21 protein-coding genes are annotated in these 20,814 nt (G+C 67.3%); 15 read left to right on the top strand and 6 right to left on the bottom strand.

The genetic code is table 11. The features are described 5' to 3' along the window. Positions 1–5 precede the first annotated feature (5 nt). From ACYX4S_RS05965 to ACYX4S_RS05950, 4 genes are all read right to left on the bottom strand, one after another. Complete coding sequence (locus tag ACYX4S_RS05965; RefSeq protein WP_476362228.1) at positions 6–485, bottom strand: GNAT family N-acetyltransferase; 480 nt, start codon at positions 483–485, stop codon at positions 6–8. A gap of 3 nt (positions 486–488) precedes the next feature. Continuing rightward, the gene (gene gatC / locus ACYX4S_RS05960; RefSeq protein WP_293718378.1) at positions 489–776 is read right to left on the bottom strand and encodes an Asp-tRNA(Asn)/Glu-tRNA(Gln) amidotransferase subunit GatC; all 288 of its coding nucleotides are present in this window, start codon (positions 774–776) and stop codon (positions 489–491) included. A 56-nt stretch (positions 777–832) separates the two neighbouring features. Next, a complete protein-coding gene (locus tag ACYX4S_RS05955) occupies positions 833–1,393 on the bottom strand; it encodes a hypothetical protein (protein WP_476362227.1) in 561 nt (186 codons plus the stop codon). A gap of 99 nt (positions 1,394–1,492) precedes the next feature. Continuing rightward, positions 1,493–2,200, bottom strand: coding sequence for a metal-dependent hydrolase (locus ACYX4S_RS05950; RefSeq protein ID WP_476362226.1), 708 nt, complete (start codon positions 2,198–2,200; stop codon positions 1,493–1,495). A gap of 337 nt (positions 2,201–2,537) precedes the next feature. On the opposite strand from ACYX4S_RS05950, the gene ruvX reads away from it, so the two are divergent. The 12 genes from ruvX to ACYX4S_RS05890 all read left to right on the top strand — a co-directional run bounded on the left by ruvX (position 2,538) and on the right by ACYX4S_RS05890 (position 16,817). Then, a complete protein-coding gene (gene ruvX, locus ACYX4S_RS05945; RefSeq protein WP_293718372.1) occupies positions 2,538–3,038 on the top strand; it encodes a Holliday junction resolvase RuvX in 501 nt (166 codons plus the stop codon). Then, the gene (locus ACYX4S_RS05940) at positions 3,035–3,961 is read left to right on the top strand and encodes an AEC family transporter (protein ID WP_476362225.1); all 927 of its coding nucleotides are present in this window, start codon (positions 3,035–3,037) and stop codon (positions 3,959–3,961) included. The genes ruvX and ACYX4S_RS05940 overlap by 4 nt, the downstream gene beginning before the upstream one ends. A 72-nt stretch (positions 3,962–4,033) precedes the next feature. Next, complete coding sequence (locus tag ACYX4S_RS05935; protein ID WP_293718368.1) at positions 4,034–4,990, top strand: aspartate carbamoyltransferase catalytic subunit; 957 nt, start codon at positions 4,034–4,036, stop codon at positions 4,988–4,990. A gap of 11 nt (positions 4,991–5,001) precedes the next feature. Further along, positions 5,002–6,297: a dihydroorotase gene (locus ACYX4S_RS05930; protein ID WP_476362224.1), complete on the top strand. Its 1,296-nt coding sequence runs from the start codon at positions 5,002–5,004 to the stop codon at positions 6,295–6,297. Positions 6,298–6,323: 26 nt separating this feature from the next. Then, positions 6,324–6,944, top strand: coding sequence for a glycerol-3-phosphate 1-O-acyltransferase PlsY (gene plsY / locus ACYX4S_RS05925; RefSeq protein WP_476362223.1), 621 nt, complete (start codon positions 6,324–6,326; stop codon positions 6,942–6,944). Continuing rightward, the gene (dprA, locus tag ACYX4S_RS05920; protein ID WP_476362222.1) at positions 6,941–8,089 is read left to right on the top strand and encodes a DNA-processing protein DprA; all 1,149 of its coding nucleotides are present in this window, start codon (positions 6,941–6,943) and stop codon (positions 8,087–8,089) included. Before plsY ends, dprA begins: the two co-directional genes overlap by 4 nt. Positions 8,090–8,795: 706 nt before the next feature. Beyond that, positions 8,796–11,525 (top strand): type I DNA topoisomerase, encoded by a 2,730-nt coding sequence (gene topA / locus ACYX4S_RS05915; protein WP_476362826.1) that lies wholly within the window; start codon positions 8,796–8,798, stop codon positions 11,523–11,525. Positions 11,526–11,617: 92 nt separating this feature from the next. Next, entirely contained in the window at positions 11,618–13,864 is a 2,247-nt protein-coding gene (gene rnr / locus ACYX4S_RS05910) for a ribonuclease R (RefSeq protein WP_476362221.1), read from the top strand. Further along, complete coding sequence (locus tag ACYX4S_RS05905; protein ID WP_476362220.1) at positions 13,861–14,334, top strand: DUF983 domain-containing protein; 474 nt, start codon at positions 13,861–13,863, stop codon at positions 14,332–14,334. Before rnr ends, ACYX4S_RS05905 begins: the two co-directional genes overlap by 4 nt. After that, positions 14,331–15,074: an NUDIX hydrolase gene (locus ACYX4S_RS05900; protein WP_422069103.1), complete on the top strand. Its 744-nt coding sequence runs from the start codon at positions 14,331–14,333 to the stop codon at positions 15,072–15,074. Before ACYX4S_RS05905 ends, ACYX4S_RS05900 begins: the two co-directional genes overlap by 4 nt. 171 nt (positions 15,075–15,245) lie before the next feature. Beyond that, the gene (gene rpmG / locus ACYX4S_RS05895; protein ID WP_257764097.1) at positions 15,246–15,413 is read left to right on the top strand and encodes a 50S ribosomal protein L33; all 168 of its coding nucleotides are present in this window, start codon (positions 15,246–15,248) and stop codon (positions 15,411–15,413) included. Positions 15,414–16,169: 756 nt separating this feature from the next. Continuing rightward, positions 16,170–16,817 carry a DUF2799 domain-containing protein gene (locus tag ACYX4S_RS05890; protein ID WP_293718352.1) on the top strand — a complete coding sequence of 216 codons (648 nt, stop codon included), beginning with the start codon at positions 16,170–16,172 and terminating at the stop codon, positions 16,815–16,817. 42 nt (positions 16,818–16,859) lie between these two features. On the opposite strand, the gene ACYX4S_RS05885 is transcribed toward ACYX4S_RS05890, so the two are convergent. Next, positions 16,860–17,228 carry a response regulator gene (locus tag ACYX4S_RS05885; protein WP_293718350.1) on the bottom strand — a complete coding sequence of 123 codons (369 nt, stop codon included), beginning with the start codon at positions 17,226–17,228 and terminating at the stop codon, positions 16,860–16,862. A 154-nt stretch (positions 17,229–17,382) separates the two neighbouring features. Between ACYX4S_RS05885 and ACYX4S_RS05880 the strand changes: the two genes are divergently transcribed. The 3 genes from ACYX4S_RS05880 to ACYX4S_RS05870 are packed head-to-tail and all read left to right on the top strand — an operon-like array spanning position 17,383 to position 19,727. Then, complete coding sequence (locus ACYX4S_RS05880) at positions 17,383–17,706, top strand: DUF3572 domain-containing protein (RefSeq protein ID WP_476362219.1); 324 nt, start codon at positions 17,383–17,385, stop codon at positions 17,704–17,706. Between the two features lie 5 nt (positions 17,707–17,711). Further along, complete coding sequence (locus ACYX4S_RS05875) at positions 17,712–18,341, top strand: hypothetical protein (protein WP_476362218.1); 630 nt, start codon at positions 17,712–17,714, stop codon at positions 18,339–18,341. A gap of 36 nt (positions 18,342–18,377) precedes the next feature. Further along, the gene (locus ACYX4S_RS05870) at positions 18,378–19,727 is read left to right on the top strand and encodes a DNA polymerase IV (RefSeq protein ID WP_476362217.1); all 1,350 of its coding nucleotides are present in this window, start codon (positions 18,378–18,380) and stop codon (positions 19,725–19,727) included. Positions 19,728–19,739: 12 nt separating this feature from the next. Here ACYX4S_RS05870 and ACYX4S_RS05865 read toward each other — a convergent pair whose 3' ends face one another. Continuing rightward, positions 19,740–20,600: a cell envelope integrity EipB family protein gene (locus ACYX4S_RS05865; RefSeq protein ID WP_293718344.1), complete on the bottom strand. Its 861-nt coding sequence runs from the start codon at positions 20,598–20,600 to the stop codon at positions 19,740–19,742. Between the last annotated feature and the right edge of the window lie 214 nt (positions 20,601–20,814).

Raw genomic sequence — 20,814 nt, 5'->3', positions numbered from 1 at the left:
CCGCGTCAAGCCTCGCCCGTCAACAGCTTCTCGTAAAACACCGAGAAGCGCGTGTCGGGATAGTCCAGAACGGGGCCGCACCGGGTGAAGCCGGCCCGCTCGTAAACGCGCCAGGCGGCGTGATGCCGGTCGCCGGTCTCCAGCACGAGACGGGCGATGCCCTCGTCCCGCGCCAGCGCCTCGATACGCCCGAGAATGCGTCCGGCCAGGCCATGCCCCTGAGCCCGCGGGCGGGTGAACATGCGCTTCACCTCGCCAATGCGATCCGTCCCCGCCCCGTGCCGCCGCAGCGCCCCGCAGGCGAGAAGCGCGCCGTCTCCATCCCGCGCGGTGAAGACGGTGGTGTCCGCGCCCGCCATCTCCTCCACACTCATGTGATAGCAGTGTTCGGGCGGCGTCAGGTCCGCAAGCACGGCATTGAGATCGCCGATCATCGCCCGCATGTCGTCCGACAGCGGGCTCTCGATGGCGATCAAAACGTCCATGGATTATTCCACGACCTTGGGAACCATGAAGAAATTGTCTTCCGATGCCGGCGCGTTGCCCACGACCTTCTCCGCATAGCCACCGTCGCTGACCACGTCCTCGCGCTTCTTCATGTCCTGATGGACGACAGAGGTCATCGGCTCGACGCCGCTCACGTCGACCTCGCCGAGCTGCTCGACGAAGGCGAGAATGTTGTTGAGTTCGCCGGTCATCTGGGCCGCCTCGCCTTCGCTCACCTTGATCCGCGCCAGATGCGCAACGCGCTTCACCGTGTCGATGTCGACGGACATGGTCTGCTCTCCGCTTGCCACTTTCAGGGACGGCGCCCGCCCCGTCTCGCCTGCGCCTATAGCACCGCGCCCGCGCCCGCGACAAGCCGCAGCGGCGCGCGGATCGGCGCCTGGGCGCGGTGCGCGCCGGCTTCCGTCCGCCGCTCCTGATGCTCCTCCACAATGCGGCCCAGATGCCAGCGCTGGCGAAAGGTCACCTCCTCGCGCAGGATCCGGCCATCCACGTCGACCCCGTCGAAACGAATGCAAAAGGTTGCCGTGCCCGCGAAACGGTCGCACTCGAGCCCGTCGAGCGTGCCGCGCAGCATGGCATGCCGGCGCGCCACGGGGGCAAGTTTGCGACGCACGGCCTCCGCTCCTTCCGCCCGCAGGCCGCCGTTTTCATAAAGCCTGCCCTCGGGCGCGAAATGCGCCTCGACCGCGGCTTCCAGCTCGCCGCGCATCAGGCGCGTCAGATAGTCGTCGAGACGCGAGCGGAATGAGGCCGCACCGCCGGACGCGCCCATGCGGCGCGGCAGCCGCTCGCCAAGGCCCGAACGGATCGTCTCGTCCTGCGCCCTGATCTGGGCGGCGACCGCTCCCGCGATCGCCGCATTGCCCTGAAGCTCACCCGCCATGCCGCTCTTTCCCTCTCTCGAACAGATGAGAACATTACGTGAACATTCTCAACCTGTCGAGTCGGAACCGGCCCCTGGACGGGATCCGCGCGGTGTCAGTCAGACGCTGAGCGATCCGCCGGGCGCGGTCACCTTCACCCTGGCGGCATCCTCACCCATGGCCTCGACGAAGGCATCCGCGCTCTGGTCGAGAATCGGGAAGGTGCCATAGTGGCAGGGAATGATGGCGTCGAAGTCGAAATAGCGCTTGCAGGCGAGCGCCGCGCTCTTCGCGCCCATCGTGAAACGGTCGCCGATCGGCACGATGGCGACCTTGGGCGCATGGAGTTCGTTGACCAGAGCCATGTCGCCGAAGATGTCGGTGTCGCCCATGTGGTAGAGTGTCGGCTCGCCCTTGGCGTGAACGACGATTCCGTTCGGCTGGCCGAGATAGACGGCCGGCAACCCCTCCGCCTGGGACGACGAGGTGTGATGCGCCTGTGTCAGCGCCACCGAGAACGGGCCGACGTCGATGTGGCCTCCGCAGCCCATGGGGTTGAGGGCCTCGACGCCCTTCGACTGCAGCCACATGCAGATCTCGAAGTTGGCGGTGAGCTGCGCGCCGGTGCGCCTGGCGATCTCCACCGCATCGCCCACGTGATCGTCATGGCCGTGGGTCAGGAGAATGTGCGTCACGCCTTCCGAGGCCTGCTCGACCGTCATTCCTTCGGGGAACGAGGGGTTCCCGGTCAGGAACGGATCGATGAGAATCGAGGCTCCCGAAATGTCGACGCGAAAGGCGGAATGTCCGAGATAGGTCAGCTTCATGGTGTGCTCTCCCGTAATGCTGGCTGCCGGGGCCGCCCGCGCGGCCCCGCTTCCCGACACACCCTAGCGCCGGCATCGCGAACGGCAATGGCCGGCCTGTTCGCCGGCCGGGCGGCATGATAAGGAGGGCGCCACACATGGCAGGATCCCGCCTTCGCGCTCGCTCCCGCCCCCAGCCGGAACACGCCAGCCAAACCTGCCCTGAGCCCGTCGGACATTCCGGGGACACGACGGGCCGGCTTCATGGCGTTTTCGCCTCATGCCGCCGATTCGCACCGGCGCCGGCCGGGGACACGCGGACGCCGGCGGGCGGGATTCCGATGCAGGGCCAACGAGCATGACAAGCGACCAACTTCTGCCGCACGAGGACTTCGCGGCCCGCCTGCCCCGTATCGGGCGCCTGATCGGGCTCGATCTCGGCACGAAGACCATCGGGCTGGCGCTTTCCGACCTGGGGCGCGGCATCGCCACGCCCATGGAGACCATCCGGCGCAAGAAGTTCGGCGTCGACGCGGCCGCCCTGCTCGACATCTGCCGCAAGCAGGAGGTGACGGGTCTCGTTCTCGGCCTGCCGCTCAACATGGACGGCAGCGAAGGCCCGCGCGTTCAGGCGACGCGCGCCTTCGCGCGCAACCTCTCCGCCCTCACCGAGCTTCCCATGACCGCCTGGGACGAACGCCTGTCGACGGCCGCCGTCACCCGCACGCTGATCGAGGCCGACCGCTCGCGCGCGCGCCGTGCCGAACTCGTCGACAAGATGGCCGCCGCCTACATCCTGCAGGGGTTCCTCGACCGCCTTTCCCGGCTGGCTCCGCGCGAAGGGGACCGCGCGCCATGAGCGCCATCCTCGACGCCCTCCTGCCGGTGCTTCTGGTCATCGCCGCCGGTCACCTGGTCGCGCGGCTGGGGATCATCACCGGCGACCAGTGGCGCGGCGTGGAACGCGTCGCCTACTTCCTGTTCTTTCCCTCCATCGTCTTCGCGGCCGTGGCCCGCACGGACTTCATGGCACTTCCCGCCTTCGGCATGAGCGCGACGCTGATGCTCTCGGTGCTGGCAATGACGGCGACGGCGCTCGTGCTGCGGCCGGTCCTTGCCGCACGATTCGGCATCAGCGGACCGCGCTTCACCTCCATCTTCCAGGGGTCGGTGCGCTGGAACACCTTCGTCGCCATGGCGATCGCGGAGAACATGCTCGGCCCCGAGGGCTTGGCGCTGCTGGCCGTCGCCATCGTCGCCATGATCCCGCTGATCAACGTGCTGTGCGTTCTGGTGCTGTCACGCTTCGCCAGCGGCGAGGCGCCGGGCGCGCGCAAGATCCTGCTCGACCTTGCCCGCAATCCCTTCATCTGGTCGACCGGCGCCGGGTTGCTGGCCAATGCCTCGGGGCTGCCGCTGCCGGAAATCGCCTGGTCCACCCTGGACATGCTGGGAAGCGCCGCGCTCCCCGTCGGCATCGTCTGCGTCGGCGCGGGTCTCGACCTGCGCGCCCTGCGCCGTCCCGGCCCCGCGCTCACCTCCGCGCTGGTCCTCAAGCTGATGCTGATGCCGCTCTTCGGCTTCGGCTTCGCCATGCTGATCGGAATCACCGGCCCGGCCCTCGCGGCGGTGATGATCTCCATGTCGGTTCCCGCCGCCGGCGCCTCCTACCTTCTCGCCCGCCAGATGGGCGGCGACGCACCGCTGATGGCCGAGATCCTGACGTTGCAGACGCTTTCCGCCGCCGTGACCATGCCGATCGTCTTCCTGATCGCGCTGTAGGGCACGAGCGGTGGAGAAAGCGCGGCGTGACGCTTGAGCGCCGGCCGCGGAGCCCCTATAGGGTAGGCTTTGATGAGCGCACAAACGACCCGCGCCGCGGACGCCTTTCCGCACCGCCACCTGCTGGGCATCGAAGGCCTGCAGCCGCACGAGATCCTGTCCCTGCTGGACCGCGCCGAAGAGGCGGTCGAGATCAGCCGGCAGGTGGAGAAGAAGAAGTCCGTGCTGAGAGGCCGGACCCAGATCAATCTCTTCTTCGAGGCCTCCACACGCACCCAGTCCTCCTTCGAGATCGCCGGCAAGCGCCTCGGCGCCGATGTCATGAACATGTCGGTCGCCTCGTCCTCGGTGAAGAAGGGCGAGACGCTGATCGACACGGCGGCGACGCTGAACGCCATGCACCCGGACATCATCGTCGTGCGCCACCACGCCGCCGGCGCGGTGCATCTTCTGGCGCAGAAGGTCGGCTGTTCGGTCATCAACGCCGGCGACGGCGCCCACGAGCACCCGACGCAGGCCCTCCTCGACGCCCTGACGATCCGCCGCCACAAGGGGCGGGTCGAGCGTCTGACGGTCGCCATCTGCGGCGACATCCTGCATTCGCGCGTGGCCCGCTCCAACATCATCCTGCTCAACGCGCTCGGCGCGCGGGTGAAGGTCGTCGCTCCCTCCACCCTGCTTCCGAACGGCATCGCCGGCATGGGCGTCGAGGTGCATCACGACATGCGCGAGGGCCTGAAGGACGCGGACATCGTCATGATGCTGCGCCTCCAGCGCGAGCGGATGCAGGGCGCGTTCATTCCCTCTGTCCGGGAGTACTTCCGCTACTACGGTCTCGACCGGGAAAAGCTGAAGGCGGCCAGGGAGGATGCGCTCGTCATGCATCCCGGCCCCATGAACCGGGGCGTGGAGATCGACCCCGAGATCGCCGACGGCCCGCAAAGCCTGATCCGGGAGCAGGTCGAGATGGGCGTCGCCGTGCGCATCGCCGTTCTCGAGGCGCTCTCCGCCCACCTGCCCAACAGTTGAGGAGCCCGGACATGGCGGAAACCCCAAGCCCGATCGTGCTGGCAAACGCCCGCGTGATCGATCCCGAGCGCGGCCTCGACGCACCCGGTTCCGTGATCCTTGCGGAGGGTCGCGTTCTGGCCTCCGGCCCCGAGGCCCTGAACCAGGGCGCCCCGGACGGCGCGCGGGTGATCGACCTCGACGGCGCGGTCGTGGCGCCCGGCCTCATCGACGTCGGTGTCGTGGTGGGCGAACCGGGCGCCGAACACCGCGAGACGCTGGCCAGCGCCAGCCGCGCGGCCGCCGCCGGTGGCGTCACCACGATCCTTACCGCCCCCGAAACCGATCCGGTGATCGACGATCCGGCGCTGGTCGATTTCATGCTGCGGCGCGCCCGCGACACGGCCATCGTCAACGTTCATCCCCTCGCGGCCCTGACCAAGGGCCTGGCAGGAGAGGAAATGGCGGAAATCGGCCTGTTGCAGGAGGCCGGCGCGGTTGCCTTCTCGAACGGCCGGCACTCGGTCACCCATGCCGGCATCATGCGCCGGATGCTGACCTACGCCCGCGACTTCGACGCGCTGGTCATGCACCACACGGAAGACCCGGACCTTGCCGGCGCCGGCGTGGTGAACGAGAGCCTTTCGGCAAGCTGGAAGGGCCTGCCCTCGATCCCGCGCGAGGCGGAGATCATCATGCTGGAGCGCGATCTCAGGCTCGTCGGCCTGACACGCGGGCGCTACCACGCGGAGACGATTTCCTGCGGCGAAAGCGTGCGGGCGCTCGCCCGTGCAAGGGAGGTCGGCCTGGACGTGTCCGCGGCAAGCTCCGTCAATCACCTCACCCTCAACGAGACCGACATCGGCCCCTATCGCACCTTCTTCAAGATGTCGCCGCCGCTGCGCTCGGAGGAGGAACGGCAGGCGCTCGTCGCCGGTCTCGCCGACGGGACCATCGACATTCTCGTGTCGGGACACAATCCGCAGGACGTGGAGACCAAGCGTCATCCCTTCGCCGAGGCCGCCGACGGCGCCATCGGACTGGAGACCCTGCTCTCGGCGAGCCTGCGCCTCGTGCACGCCGGCGACGTGGACCTTCTCACGCTGCTCGCCGCCATGACCATCAACCCCGCGCGGCGCTTCGGCCTTGAGGGCGGGCGGCTTGCACCCGGGGCGCCGGCGGACGTGGTGGTCTTCGACCCCGACCGCCCCTGGCTGCTGGAAAAGGACAAGCTCCACTCGCGCTCGAAGAACACGCCCTTCGAGGAGGCGCGGTTTTCCGGCAAGGTCCTGACGACGATTGTCGCCGGGCACATTCTCGACGCATAATCGCCCGACGCAACCGGAGGTTCGACGTGCCGGATCCGATCAGCTGGGGCCTCGTCTGGCCCTACTACCTCGCCGCTCTCGCTCTTGGCTACCTGCTCGGCTCGATCCCCTTCGGCCTTCTCATCACGCGCATGGCGGGCCAGGGCGACATCCGCGCCATCGGGTCGGGCAACATCGGCACCACCAACGTGCTGCGCACCGGCCGCAAGAGCCTCGCCGCCCTCACCCTGCTCGGCGACATGCTCAAGGGCACGGTGGCCGTGCTGCTGGCCGCACGTTTCGGCGGACCCGACACGGCCGTGATCGCCGGCGTCGGCGCGTTCCTCGGCCATCTCTTTCCCGTGTGGCTGCGCTTCAAGGGAGGCAAGGGGGTCGCCACCTACATCGGCATCCTGATCGGCCTCTACTGGCCCGCCGCCCTCGCCTTCGCCGCGATCTGGATCGCCGTCGCGCTCGCCTTCCGCTATTCCTCGCTGTCGGCTCTCGTGGCCAGCCTCGTGACGCCCCTGCTGCTCTGGGCGGTGTTCAACCGGGTGCAGATCGCGGAGGTCTCGGCGCTTCTCACCGTGCTCCTGTGGATCATGCACCGGGAGAACATCTCAAGGCTCCTGTCGGGGCGCGAGGGCAAGATCGGGCAGAAGGGATGAGCCGCGGGCCGGCCTCGCGCGAACTCACGGACCGCCAGCGTGTCGCATGGCTGCGCCTGATCCGCTCCGAGAACGTCGGCCCCGTCACCTTCCGCGAACTTCTCAACCATGCCGGCTCGGCGGAACGGGCGCTGGAACTGCTGCCGAGCCTTTCAGCCCGTGGCGGAAAGCGCACCATCCGCGTCACGCCCGAGCACGAGGCCCGCGCCGAGATCGAGGCGCTGGAGTCCGTGGGCGGGCGTTTCCGCGCCCTTGGCGAGGAGGGCTACCCACCGCAGCTGCGCCGGCTCGACGGCGCCCCGCCGCTCGTCTCGGTGATCGGCGCCAATGCCTGTCTGGCCAGCCACGCGACGGTCGCGATCGTGGGAGCGCGCAATGCCTCGCTCGCGGGACAGAAGATCGCAACGGAAATGGCAGGCGAACTGGGCCGCGCCGGCTACACGGTCGTGTCGGGCCTTGCACGCGGCATCGATACCGCCGCCCATCGCGCAAGCCTGGAAACCGGCACGATCGCCGTCGTCGCCGGCGGCGTCGATATCATCTACCCGCACGAGAACCGCGATCTCTACCGGGCGATCGTCGAGCGTGGCGGCGCGATCCTGAGCGAGATGCCCTTCGGCTGGAAACCGCGCGGGCGCGACTTTCCCCGCCGCAACCGGATCATCTCCGGCATATCGCTGGGCACGGTTCTCGTGGAAGCGGCCCGCGCCTCCGGCTCCCTGCACACGGCACGTTTCGCGGCCGAACAGAACCGCGAGGTCTTCGCGGTGCCGGGCTCCCCCCTCGACCCGCGCTCGGAAGGCGGCAACCGGCTCATCCGCGACGGAGCCACCCTCGTCACCTCGGCCGGCGACGTTCTGGAAGGGCTCAGCCATGTCGATCCGCGCGGCCAGGGCGAGTTCTCCTTCGACATGGAGGAGCCGGAGCGTGAGACACGACCCGTTCCCTCCCCCCTGGAGGTGGACGACAGCGCGCGCACGCGGGTGCTCACGGCGCTCGGAGCCGCCCCCGTCGAACTCGACGAACTCATCCGCTACACCGGCCTCGAACCGCGCGCCGTGCATGTCATCGTGCTGGAGCTGGAACTCGCCGGACGCGTCGAGCGCCACCGGGGGCAGAAGATCAGCCTCATCGACGCCCGCTGAGACGGCCCGGACCCGACACGGACGGGACTCGTTCACGCGAGCAACACCACAACACAACCATTTGGTGTTCACGGTTGCAGGAGATCGAATAAAGCCGATCTCCAGAGGCACCACAACCCCTGATACAGGCTACTCGTTCACGCTTCGAAACGTCTCGCCCTGCTCCAGATCCGCATGACGGTCGAAGGCTTCCGAACGTGCCATCTCGAGAAGATATGCAAGGAATGTCAATTCATTATGGACCGCAATGTCGCGCAATTCGCGACAGATCTGAGCGCAGTAGCGTGCTGCTTCGGACCGGTCTTTGGGGTGCTCTACAGGCATAATGTGACCCATGGTTAGGCCGGCAACTCCGGCTGTTCGGGCGTTTGCAACCTCTAGTTTTTTTCAATCATGTTACACGCTATGAACGGTGGGGTGCAAGGTGACGGCGCACCTGCACACAGCTTCTCCGCGCAAGGGCGAAAGTCTGCGCGCAATCGTTCCCCGCCCAACCCGATTTTCGGGGCTTTCGCCTCCCCGGGCGCAGGCGCGGGCATGTCCAACGGCATCTATGTGATGTGGCGCACTTGACCCTCCCCGGCTGAAAGGTCATTTGACAGGCGCAAGGCATATGGAGGATCGTCCGGCATCCGTCATACATGCCGGAGCCGACATGTATCGCCGCCCGAACGGCATCCGGGCGGCCCGTTTCATTTGGGGTCTCATGGATATCGTCATTGTGGAATCGCCGGCCAAGGCCAAGACCATCAACAAGTACCTTGGGTCGAACTATCAGGTCCTTGCGTCTTACGGCCATGTCCGCGACCTCCCCGCCAAGGACGGATCCGTCGATCCCGACCACGACTTCTCCATGGTCTGGGATGTGGATTCCAAGTCGCAGAAGCGGCTCAACGACATCGTGCGCGCCGTCAAGGGCGCGGATCGCCTGATCCTCGCGACTGACCCCGACCGCGAGGGAGAGGCCATTTCCTGGCACGTGCTCGAGGTACTGAACCAGAAGAAGGCGCTCAAGGACAAACCGGTCCAGCGCGTCGTCTTCAACGCGATCACCAAGAAGTCGATTCTCGAGGCGATGGAAAAGCCGCGCGACATCGACGCGCCGCTGGTGGAGGCCTATCTCGCCCGCCGCGCGCTCGACTATCTCGTGGGCTTCACCCTGTCGCCGGTGCTGTGGCGCAAGCTGCCCGGCGCCCGTTCCGCCGGCCGCGTGCAGTCGGTGGCCCTGCGCCTCGTCTGCGACCGCGAGGCGGAGATCGAACGTTTCGTCAAACAGGAATACTGGTCGGTTCTGGCCAATCTGACCTCCGCCGGCGGCGCCGCCTTCCAGGCGCGCCTGGCCGCGGTGGACGGCAAGAAAGTCGGTCGGCTCGACATCCCCAACGGCGACGAGGCCGCCCGTATCGCCGCCCTGATCGAGGCGGCGACGCTCAACGTCGCCAGCGTGGAATCGAAGCCCCAGCGTCGCCACCCGGCCCCGCCCTTCACCACCTCGACGCTGCAGCAGGAAGCCTCGCGCAAGTTCGGCTTCGCCGCCGCGCGCACCATGCAGATCGCGCAGAAGCTCTACGAGGGCGCGGACATCGGCGGCGAGACCGTCGGCCTCATCACCTACATGCGTACCGACGGCGTCCAGATCGCCGGCGAGGCCATCGCCTCCGCCCGCTCGGTGATCGGCAAGAGCTACGGCGACGAATACGTGCCGGAGAAGCCGCGCCACTATTCCTCCAAGGCCAAGAACGCCCAGGAGGCGCACGAGGCCATCCGCCCGACCGAACTCTGGCGTCATCCGCGCGACGTCGCGCGCTACCTCGACCCGGACGCCGCGCGCCTCTACGAACTGGTGTGGAAGCGCACCATCGCCTCGCAGATGGAAAGCGCCGTGCTGGAGCGCACCACCATCGACATCACGGCGAAGGCACCCGCGGGCTCCGCGACGCTGCGGGCCACCGGTTCGGTCGTGCGCTTCGACGGCTTCCTGACGCTCTACCAGGAAGGCCGTGACGACGAGGAGGACGAGGAAAGCCGTCGCCTTCCGGCCATGAGCGAGGGCGAGGCGGTCTCGCGCACCTCCGTCGAGACCAGCCAGCACTTCACCGAGCCCCCCGCCCGCTTCACCGAGGCGACGCTCGTGAAGAAGATGGAAGAGCTCGGCATCGGCCGTCCGTCGACCTACGCCTCCACGCTGCAGACACTGCGCGACCGCGACTACGTCCAGCTCGACGGCAAGAGGCTCGTTCCGGAAGACAAGGGACGCCTGGTCACCGCCTTCCTGGAAAGCTTCTTCAACCGCTATGTCGGCTTCGACTTCACCGCGGATCTCGAGGAAAAGCTCGACCGCATCTCGGCCGGCGAACTGTCCTGGAAGGATGTCTTGCGGGATTTCTGGAACGACTTTTCCGGCTCGGTGCACGAGATCAAGGACCTGCGCGTCTCCGAGGTGCTCGAGGCCCTCAACGAGATGCTGGCCGCCCACGTGTTCCCGCCGGTCACGGATGGCGTGGATCCGCGCAAGTGCCCGGCCTGCGAGACCGGACGCCTGTCGATCAAGGTCAGCCGTTTCGGCGCCTTCGTCGGCTGCTCGAACTACAACAAGAACAAGCTCGACGGCAAGGAGCCGAACGAGAACCCGCCCCACTGCGGCTACACGCGGCCGCTGACGGCCGGCGGCGGAGCGGACGGCGACGGCGAGATGGCCGACGGACCGAAGCTTCTCGGTCAGGACCCGGAGACCGGCCTCGACGTCACCCTGCGCTCGGGACGCTTCGGCCCCTACGTGCAGCTCGGCGAGGAAGCCAAGCCCAAGCGCGCCTCGCTGCCGCGCGGCTGGCAGGTCGGCGACATGGATCTGGAAAAGGCCCTGATGCTCCTGTCGCTGCCGCGCGAGGTCGGCCCGCACCCGGAGGACGGCAAGCCGATCTCCGCCGGCATCGGGCGCTACGGCCCCTTCGTCCTGCATGACGGCACCTACGCCAATCTGGAAAGCGCGGACGAGGTCTTCTCCGTCGGCATCAACCGCGCCGTGTCGGCGCTTGCCGAAAAGCGCGCACGCGGCAACCGACGCGCCACCGCCGCCCCGCTGAAGGAGCTTGGCGATCATCCCGACGGCGGTCCGATCACCGTCCAGGACGGGCGTTACGGGCCTTACGTCAAATGGGCGAAGATCAACGCCACCCTGCCCAAGGGCACCGATCCGGCCAATGTGACGGTGGAGGAAGCGCTGGCCCTCATCGAGGCCAAGGCCGCGAAGTCGGGCAAGGGCAAGACCGCCACGGCGAAGAAGACCACGACCAAGAAGGCCGCGACCACCAAGAAGGCGACCGCCACGAAAAAGGCCCCGGCCAAGAAGACGGCGGCGAAGAAAACCGCGACCACGAAGACCGCTGCCAAGACCAAGGCTTCCGCGAAGGACGCGGTGGCGGACGGCGACTCTTGAGTCCCCGCCGCGCTCCGCCGCCTCCCGGACGGCCCGGCCCGCGCAAGGGCGGGACGAAGGGCCCCCGCAAGAAGGCCGCGGGAACGGCGGACATGCCGTCCCGTGACGAGATCATGGCCTTTGTCGCCGACAATCCGGGTGCCGCCGGCAAGCGCGAGATCGCGCGCCACTTCGGCATCACCGGCGGCGCGCGCGTGTTCCTGAAAAAGCTCCTGCGCGAGATGGCCGATGAAGGCCTGCTGGAAAAGCGCCAGAAGAAGCTGGTGCGCGCCGGCGACCTTCCGCCCGTTCTCGTGGCGCTCGTCACGGGACGCGATTCCGACGGCGAACTCCTCGCCGTTCCGGCGAACTGGGACGAGGAGGAGCAGGGCACGGCACCGGCGATCCTCGTGCTCGACGGCCGACGGGGCCAGGGGCTGCGCCTTCCCGGTCTTGGTGACCGGGTGCTGCTTCGCATCACCTCCGACGAGCCGGGGGCGGAGGCGAAGCACGCCGCGCGCATCCTGCGTGTTCTCGAAAAGCAGGCGACGAGCATCCTGGGCATCCTGCGCGAGGGGCCGAAACGCTTCTACCTGGAGCCCATCGACCGCAAGCAGCGCGAGGTGGAGATCGACGGCAGCGACCTCAAGGACGCCGCCGACGGGGATCTCGTGTCCATCGCCCTGATGCGCGGCAACGGACGCTACGGCGGTCCGCGCGGACGGGTCGTGAAGCGTATCGGCGCCATGCATTCGGAGATGGCCATCTCCGAGATCGCGCTGCACACCCACGGCATCCCCCACGCTTTCCCCGACCGGGTGATCGAGGCTGCGGCGGAAGCGCGGCCGGCGAAGCTCAAGGGACGCGAGGACTGGCGCAAGCTTCCCCTCATCACCATCGACCCGGCCGATGCCAAGGACCACGACGACGCCGTCCATGCCGAGCCCGACCCGGCCCCGGCCAACAGGGACGGCCACATCGTCACCGTGGCGATTGCCGATGTCGCCTATTACGTCCGCCCCGGCGAGCCGCTGGACCGCGAGGCGCACCTGCGCGGCAACTCGGTCTATTTCCCCGACCGCGTGATCCCCATGCTGCCGGAGGAACTGTCCAACGGCCTGTGTTCGCTCAAGGAGGGCGAGGATCGCCCGGCCATGGCCGTGCGCATGACCTTCGACGCGAAGGGACGCAAGCTTTCCCACTCGTTCCACCGGGTGATGATGCGTTCGGCCGCGAAGCTCGCCTACCAGACCGCCCAGGCGGCGATAGACGGCGAGCCGGACAAGGTCGCGCCCGCGCTTCTGGAGGAGATCCTGAAGCCGCTTTGGTCCGCCTATGGCGCGCTGAAGCGCGGACGCGAGGCACGCGAACCGCTGGATCTCGACCTTCCCGAGCGCAAGATCCGGCTCAAGGAAGACGGCACCGTCGACAGTGTCTACGTGCCCGAGCGCCTCGAGGCGCACAAGCTCATCGAAGAGTTCATGATCCAGGCGAATGTCGCGGCCGCCGAGACGCTGGAAAAGGCGGGCATTCCCCTGCTCTACCGCGTTCACGATGCCTCGAGCCCGGAAAAGCTGGAAGCCCTGAAGGAGTTCCTCTCCACGCTGGGCATCAGGCTTGGAGGCAGCGGCGGCCTGCGGCCATCGAATTTCAATGCCATCCTGCACAAGGTCGCGGACACGCCGGAATCGGAACTGGTCAACCAGGTGATCCTGCGCAGCCAGGCCCAGGCCGAATACGCGCCCGATAACATCGGGCACTTCGGCCTTAATCTGCGCCGCTACGCGCATTTCACCTCGCCCATCCGCCGCTACGCGGACCTGATCGTGCATCGCGGCCTGATCCGCGCGCTGAAGCTCGGTGACGACGGTCTGCCCGACGGCATGGAAACCCGCCTGCCGGCGATCGCCGCCGACGTTTCGGCGGCCGAACGCCGCGCGATGCTCGCCGAGCGTGACACGGTCGACCGGCTGATCGCGCTGTGGCTGTCCGACCAGGTCGGCGCGCGATTCTTCGGCCGCATCTCCGGCGTGGTGAAATCCGGCCTCTTCATCCGCCTGGATGATACGGGCGCGGACGGATTCGTCCCGGCCTCGACGATTGGCGACGATTACTACCACTATGACGAATCGTCGCATTCGATGTCGGGCAGAAGCACCGGGGAAACCTTCGCTTTGGGCGACAAGGTAGAGGTGAGGCTCGTCGAGGCCGCCCCCTATGCGGGAGCCTTGCGATTTGAACTTCTGAGCGAGGGTCACTATCACAAGAGATCAAGTGCGGGTCAGAGGACCGCAAGGCGCGCCCGTTCCGCAGGTGGCGGCGCCGGTCGCTCCCGCAAATCGAAAGGTCGGCGAAAATGACCGTGACTTATGCTTCTCCCTCCTCCCTGCCGGATACCTCCGGCGGCGGCAGGGCCAAGCGCGACGTCGGGCGCGCGATGATGTTCGGCGCCAAGGGGAAATGCCCCAGTTGCGGCACCGGGCGCCTCTACGGCAAGTACCTGAAGGTCAATCCGTCCTGCCCGGCGTGCGGCGAGGAGCTGCATCATCACCGCGCCGATGATGCCCCGCCCTACTTCACGATCTTCGTGGTCGGTCACATCATCCTGCCGATCGCCCTGGCCGTCGAACTCGCCTTCGTTCCGGCCATGTGGGTGCATGTGATGCTGTGGACGCCGCTCATCATCGCCTCGTCGTTGCTGCTGCTTCCCCCCATCAAGGGCGCGCTGATCGGCCTGCAGTGGGCCAACTACATGCACGGCTTCGATCCCAACGCGATCGGCGATGACCAGCCGGCGTTCGAGTTCGGTCCGGACACGTCGAAGCAATGAGCGAAGCGCTTGTCCGTCGCCTGACGTCGGCCGAACGGCAGACCAACAACCCGAACCTGCGCCCGCGCGATGCGGCCACGCTGCTGATCCTCGACCGGTCGGAAGCGGGCAGTCCGCGCGTGCTCATGGGGCGGCGGCACATGCGCCATCGCTTCATGCCGGGGATGTTCGTGTTTCCCGGCGGTCGCGTCGACCCCGCCGACAGCCGCGTGCCGGTCGTGGGCGGATACGAGCCGGCGGTCGCGGAAAAGCTCATGCACGCGATGAAGGGGCCGAAGACCGAGGCGAGGGCGCGCGCCTTCGCCGTCGCCGCGGTGCGCGAGACCTATGAGGAAGCCGGCGTTCTGGTCGGTGCTCCTGCCGAGATCGCCTGGACCGGCAAGGGCGACATGGAAGCCTTCTCCTCGCGCGGTCTGCTGCCCGACCTTTCCCCGGTCCGCCTCATTGCGCGCGCCATCACGCCGCCGCGCCGGCCGAGGCGATTCGACACCCGCTTCCTGGCCGTGTTCGCCGATGCGATCGCCGACCGGCTTCCCGAAGGCACGGGCCCCTCGGGCGAACTCGAGGACGTCCACTGGCTCACGCTGGACGACGCCAAGAAGCTGGAACTGCCCACGATCACCCTCACGATCATCGAGGAACTGCAGGCACGCCTCGCCCGCGATCCCGAGCTTGCGCCCGAAACGCCGGTCCCCTACTACCACTGGAAGGGCAAGGGCTTCGTGCGGGAGGAAGTCTGACCCTGCCAGAGGCGGACGACAGGCGGGTTTCCCGTGCGTTGCCGCTTGACTTTGAACGCGCGAAACGTATGGTGCGCGCCAGTTTTCCAAATACCAGCCGGTGGAGCGCCGGTCCCGGTTTCCGGGATCTCCCAAAGCGTACGGCCGGGAACCAGTGCAAGGACAAGAACGATGGCCAAGGCCACCACCATCAAGATCAAGCTGCAGTCGACGGCTGACACCGGTTTCTTCTACGTGACGAAAAAGAACTCGCGCACCATGACCGAGAAGATGACCAAGCGGAAGTACGACCCGGTTGCCAAGAAGCACGTCGAGTTCCGCGAGACCAAGATCAAGTAAGGCCGACCCGGGCCGCGCGGGCGACAAGCCCGCCGCATGTGCCCGACGGTGTCTTGCCGATCAGGATCCCAGACTTGCGCCGAGGCCCCTAGCGGGGCCTTTTCGCGTTTCCGGCCCCTGCCCTCCCCGCATCCGCGCAAGGCTGCGAAGGTCACGGCGGATCCTGACGATTGCCGATGTGGCACCGCCATTTGGGACGCAAAGCGCTGTGGGATTTGTCAGTGAGAAACAGGGGGACGGCGACCGGCATCCCCTCGAGCCTATGAGGCCACTCGAGCCCGAAGGGATACCGGTCAACCCACGGTGTCAGGAGATGCGGCGGACCTGAACGTTCCGTGGGATCCCTCTCGGCGTCTGTCATCGCGTCCCGTTGCCCGGTCCCGAAAAGACCGGGGCGGGATGGTCGCGAGCCCCTGACAGCCGACACGTGAGACGCGGCGGAAACCGCGTCAAAACCAGGATCAGACTACCCAAAGCGCGACCCGAATCAATCCGCCCTGCCCGATTGTTAAGGTTTTATTCTTTTTTAACGTAAACAACTCTGTCACTCAGCTCACGTCGCGCAATTTTCTTCCAAAACAAAAGCTTGAAGCTTTCCGATCGCGTCGCCGCGCGGTGGGAAACGATGGCGACATGCCCTTGGCGGGCGTCTCTCTGCCCTTCTCGGGTCACGGGCGTTGCAATACCGGGCGGGACGTCGGATACGAAAGCCGGTCAATCGACCCGCCGTGACGACAGCCACCCCGGGATACCGCCATGAAGATCTGGATTGCCGCCTGCGCCTCTGCCGCCGCCCTCCTCCTGCTTGCAGGCTGCGAGACCGTTTCAAAGGAACAGTGCGTTGCCGGCGACTGGACCGGCCTGGGGCGGGCCGACGGCGCACAGGGCCACCAGAGCAGCCGTATCGAGGACATCGTCAAGGATTGCGGCCGTCACGGCATCACGCCCGACGTTCAGGCCTACATGGGCGGCTGGCATGAGGGCGTCCGGCTTTACTGCACGCCCCTGAACGGCTTCAACACGGGCCGGCAGGGCAAATCGCTGTCCAGCGTCTGCCCGCCGCAGTTGGCCGGTGCCTTCGCGGAGACGCACGCAATCGGTCGGCGGATCTGGACGGCCGAGGACCGGATGCGCCAGGCGGAACGCCGCGTCTCCAGCGAGGAGGATCGCATGCGCGATGCGCGTCGCGAACTCGACCGTCTCGACTGCGGTGGCCTCAAGGGAGACGAGCGAGACGCGTGTCGCCACAAGCGCCGCCGCCTGCGCGACCGGATGGACGATGCAAGATACGCGCTGCAGGACGCCCGTTTCGAGCTGAATGACCGGCGGCGCGACTACGAGATCACAGTGGACAGGGCGACTGCGGACGCCGAGCGGGTCATTCCCGGCTTCAGGGGCAACTAACCCTGCTCGAAGCCGGGCGCGGCGGGGAGGCCTGCCCTTAGGTCAGTCGCCAAGGTAGGAACGTACCGTCTCCAGGAACTTGGCAACGGAAATCGGCTTGGAGATATAGGCCTCGCAGCCCCCCTGCCGGATTCGCTCCTCGTCCCCCTTCATCGCAAAGGCGGTGACGGCGATGACGGGAATGACCTTCAGGTCATCGTCTTCCTTGATCCACTTGGTCACCTCGAGCCCGGAGACTTCCGGAAGCTGGATGTCCATGAGGATGAGGTCGGGACGGTGCTCGCGCGCAAGCTCCAGCGCCTCGATCCCTGTACGGGTCTGCAACGTCTGGTAACCATGCGCTTCCAGCAGGTCGTGAAACAGCTTCATGTTGAGTTCGTTGTCCTCAACAATCAGCACGGTCTTAGCCATGATCGTCGCCTTCGTCCCCGTGCCGAGCCCGCCTTCGGTTCACACCGGCACCGTGCCCGGGCCGAATGCGCGAGAGGCTGGCTGGCCTTGGCCCCTTTCCCACGATAGGTACCATATATCGTAGAGAGAATTGGTTTCGGAAAGGCAAACAGGAATGAGCGAGCGTCGGATGAGCGGACAAAGGGTCGTGGCGGCGGAAGAACTGGCAACCGACGCACTCGCCTATCTTGCGGGAGATCTTGAGCATCTCGGCCGTTTCCTGGCCCTGGCCGGTATCGGACCATCGGAATTGCGCACCGCCGCGGCCGAACCCGGTTTTCTGATCGGCGTGCTCGAATTCTACATGGGACACGAATCGCTTCTGCTGGCGTTCTGCGAGGCGCGCGGGCACCGCCCGACGGAATTCGCCGCCGCCCGCTACGCGCTCGACACGGAAGGACGCCAGGAAGCCGGCCTCGAATCCGACGGGGACTTCTGACGCCGATGCCGTCCCTGCCGAACGCGGCGTCCAAGCGCCCCCTGCTCATCTGCGACGTGGACGAGGTGGTGCTGCATTTCATCCAGCCCTTCGAGGCCTGGCTTGGCGCGCGCGGCCTGCGCTTCCTCTCGCATCGCTACAAGCTGGCCGGAAACATCGCCGGCGCCGATGGCACAACCCTCGACCAGAGCCGCGTCGGGCCGCTTCTCCAGGACTTTTTCGACGCTTCCGTCGAGCGGCAGATACCGGTGGACGGGGCCGCCGAGGCGCTCGCCCGCCTGTCGGCGCTCGCGGATATCGTCTTCCTGACGAACCTGCCCGGCACCTGGAACGAGGCCGCGCGCGGCCGCACGCTCGCCCGCGCCGGTATGGACTATCCGCTCGTCACCAACTCGGGCCCCAAGGGGACGGCGGCCGCGCGTCTCGCCGCCGGCCGCCGCGCGCCGGTGGTCTTCGTCGACGACAGCCCGCTCAACCTTCGCTCCGTCGCCGCGAGCCTCGCCGGCTGCACGCTCATCCAGTTCATCGCCGACGCGCGCTTTCTCGCAAGCGCCGAGGACATCGACGGTGTCGGTCTCAAGACCGATGACTGGAGCCTCGCGGAGGCGTATATTTCGCAGGTCGTCGGCGGCTGAAATCCTGTCCCGTCGCCCGGCCCGGACGCATGACAGATGGCCAGTGCACCAGACCTTCCCGCCAACGCCGCCCCGACCGCGGGAGACGGTTCGCGCCCGCTGTGCCGCGATTGCGGCGCGCGTCCGCAACGGCTCACCATGGGTTCCCGCCTGCCGCGCTGCCCCACCTGCGGCGGCCTGCGCCTTGTACGCCACCCCGAGCTCGACCGCCTGTCGATTGCCCATATCGACTGCGATGCCTTTTATGCGTCGGTGGAAAAGCGTGACAATCCCGAGCTTGCCGACCGGCCGGTGATTGTCGGCGGCGGACGGCGCGGCGTCGTGTCCACATGCTGCTACATCGCCCGCATTCGGGGCGTTCATTCGGCCATGCCCATGTTCAAGGCGCTGGAGGCCTGCCCGGAAGCCGTCGTCATCCGCCCCGACATGGACAAATACGCAAGGGTCGGACGCGAGATCCGCGACCGGATGCGGGCCCTCACGCCACTCGTGGAGCCGCTGTCGATCGACGAGGCGTTCCTGGACCTTACCGGGACCGAGAAGCTCCACCGCGCGACGCCGGCCGAACAGCTTGCGCGCCTTGCCCGGGAGATCGAGCGGGACATCGGCGTGACCGTCTCCGTCGGCCTTGCCGCCAACAAGTTCCTCGCCAAGATCGCTTCCGACCTGGACAAGCCGCGCGGCTTTTCGGTCATCGGCGCCGAGGAGGCGGAGAGCTTCCTCGCCGACAAGCCGGTGGGCCTGATCTGGGGCGTGGGCAAGGTCTTCCGCAAGAAGCTCGCCGAAGACGGCCTGAAGACCATCGGCCAGCTCCAGACCCGCGATCCCGCCGACCTCGCCCGGCGCTACGGCGCGATGGGGCTGCGCCTTGCCGAACTCTCGCACGGACGCGACAACCGCAGCGTCTCTCCCGACCGGGAAGTGAAGAGCATCTCCAACGAGACGACATTCGACCGCGACATCCCGGATCTCCAGACCCTGCGCCCCATCCTGAGAAGGCTCAGCGAGAAGGTTTCCGCACGGCTCAAGGACGCCGACATGGCCGGGCGCACGATCACGCTGAAGCTGAAAACGGCGGACTTCCGGACCCTGACCCGGGCGCGCGGGCTCGCCGACCCGACCCAGTTGGCCGACCGGATATTCGCCACCGGCGACCAGCTTCTGAAGGGAGAGGTGGACGGGCGCCGCTTCCGCCTGCTCGGCATCGGCGTGTCGGACTTCGCGCCCAGCAGTTTCGCCGACCCGGACGACCTCGTGGATACGGGGGCCGGACAGCGCGCGCGCGCCGAACGCGCCATCGACGCGCTGCGCGAGAAATTCGGCCGCGACGCGATCGAACTCGGCCTCACCCGGGCAGGCGATTCCCGGCCCCAGCGCGACCGCTGACGCGAAGCCGGGTTACTGTTCGCAGGGAACCGGGTCGAGGACCTGCAGATCCGTCAGGCGTCCGTTGAGGGCGAAAGAGCCATAGTCCAGCACCAGCCGCCGGTTCACGCCATTGGGATAGAGCAGGAAGCTGAGCTGGTAGATGGGAAGCCCCTCTCCGCTCTTGTCGCTCTCCTCCTCGAAATAGGAGATCGTCACCGGCCAGAACGGCAGTTCGCCGATGGCGGCAACGGCTTCCGGCGTGTCGGTGTCGGCCTCGGGACGCCCGTCGTCCGCGACTTCGCGCGGCTTGCCGATGACGGAGGTGGTCTCATAGACCTTGTCGCCCTCCTCGGACCCGTCGAAGACGTCGGCGATGAAAAGCTGGTCGCCACGCTCCGCCGCCGCCACCAGCTTGCGCAGGTGATCGGTCGGGAACAGCGCCTTTCCGGCCACGTCCGCGTCGCGTTCCTCCGGCTTGGTCAGCTCGATGGCGATCCGCCCGTCCTCGTGGATGGCCCGCCCCCGCGTTTCCTCGGTGAGCTTGCGATTGACGAAGGTCTTGGAGAGGAACTGGAACGTCTTGCCGTCCGCATCCTCGTAAGAACTCGTCTGCAGGTCGGTCACCCGCTGGCCGCCGCTTTCGTCCGACACCTGGGTCACGAAACGGAACGAGATGCTGTAGCCCTCGCACGCGCCGCCGGTGATCTCGTAGACCATGCGCCCGCGCAGGCCGGCGATTCCGCTGGCCTGGTCACGCGTTGCGAGCGACAGATCGTAGACCGCGCGGTGGGGCAGAAGCTCCATGGCTCCCGCCGCCGGCGCCGCGAACGTCGCCATGGCAAGCGTGAGCGCTGCAAGTCCCTTGCCGCGTGCCTCGCACAGTCCCTTCATGTGTCGTCTCCTGAAACTTGCGAACATCCACGCAATCTCGCGCATCTTGGCCGCTTGGGCCAGACCCTTCCCGCACAAGCCCGCCAACCGGCCGCACCTTGCTTGCGGGAAGGGTTGTTTTGCGTCACTCTCCGCGCGGTCGGGCGCCCGGGGCGTTGCCCTAGCCGTGCCCGTCTCCTCACCATTCCCGCGCGCCCCCAAGCGCTCGCGCGCT

It is taken from the genome of Stappia sp. ABD4_338 (genome assembly GCF_056312175.1).
This window is presented reverse-complemented; position numbering and strand designations above follow the sequence as displayed.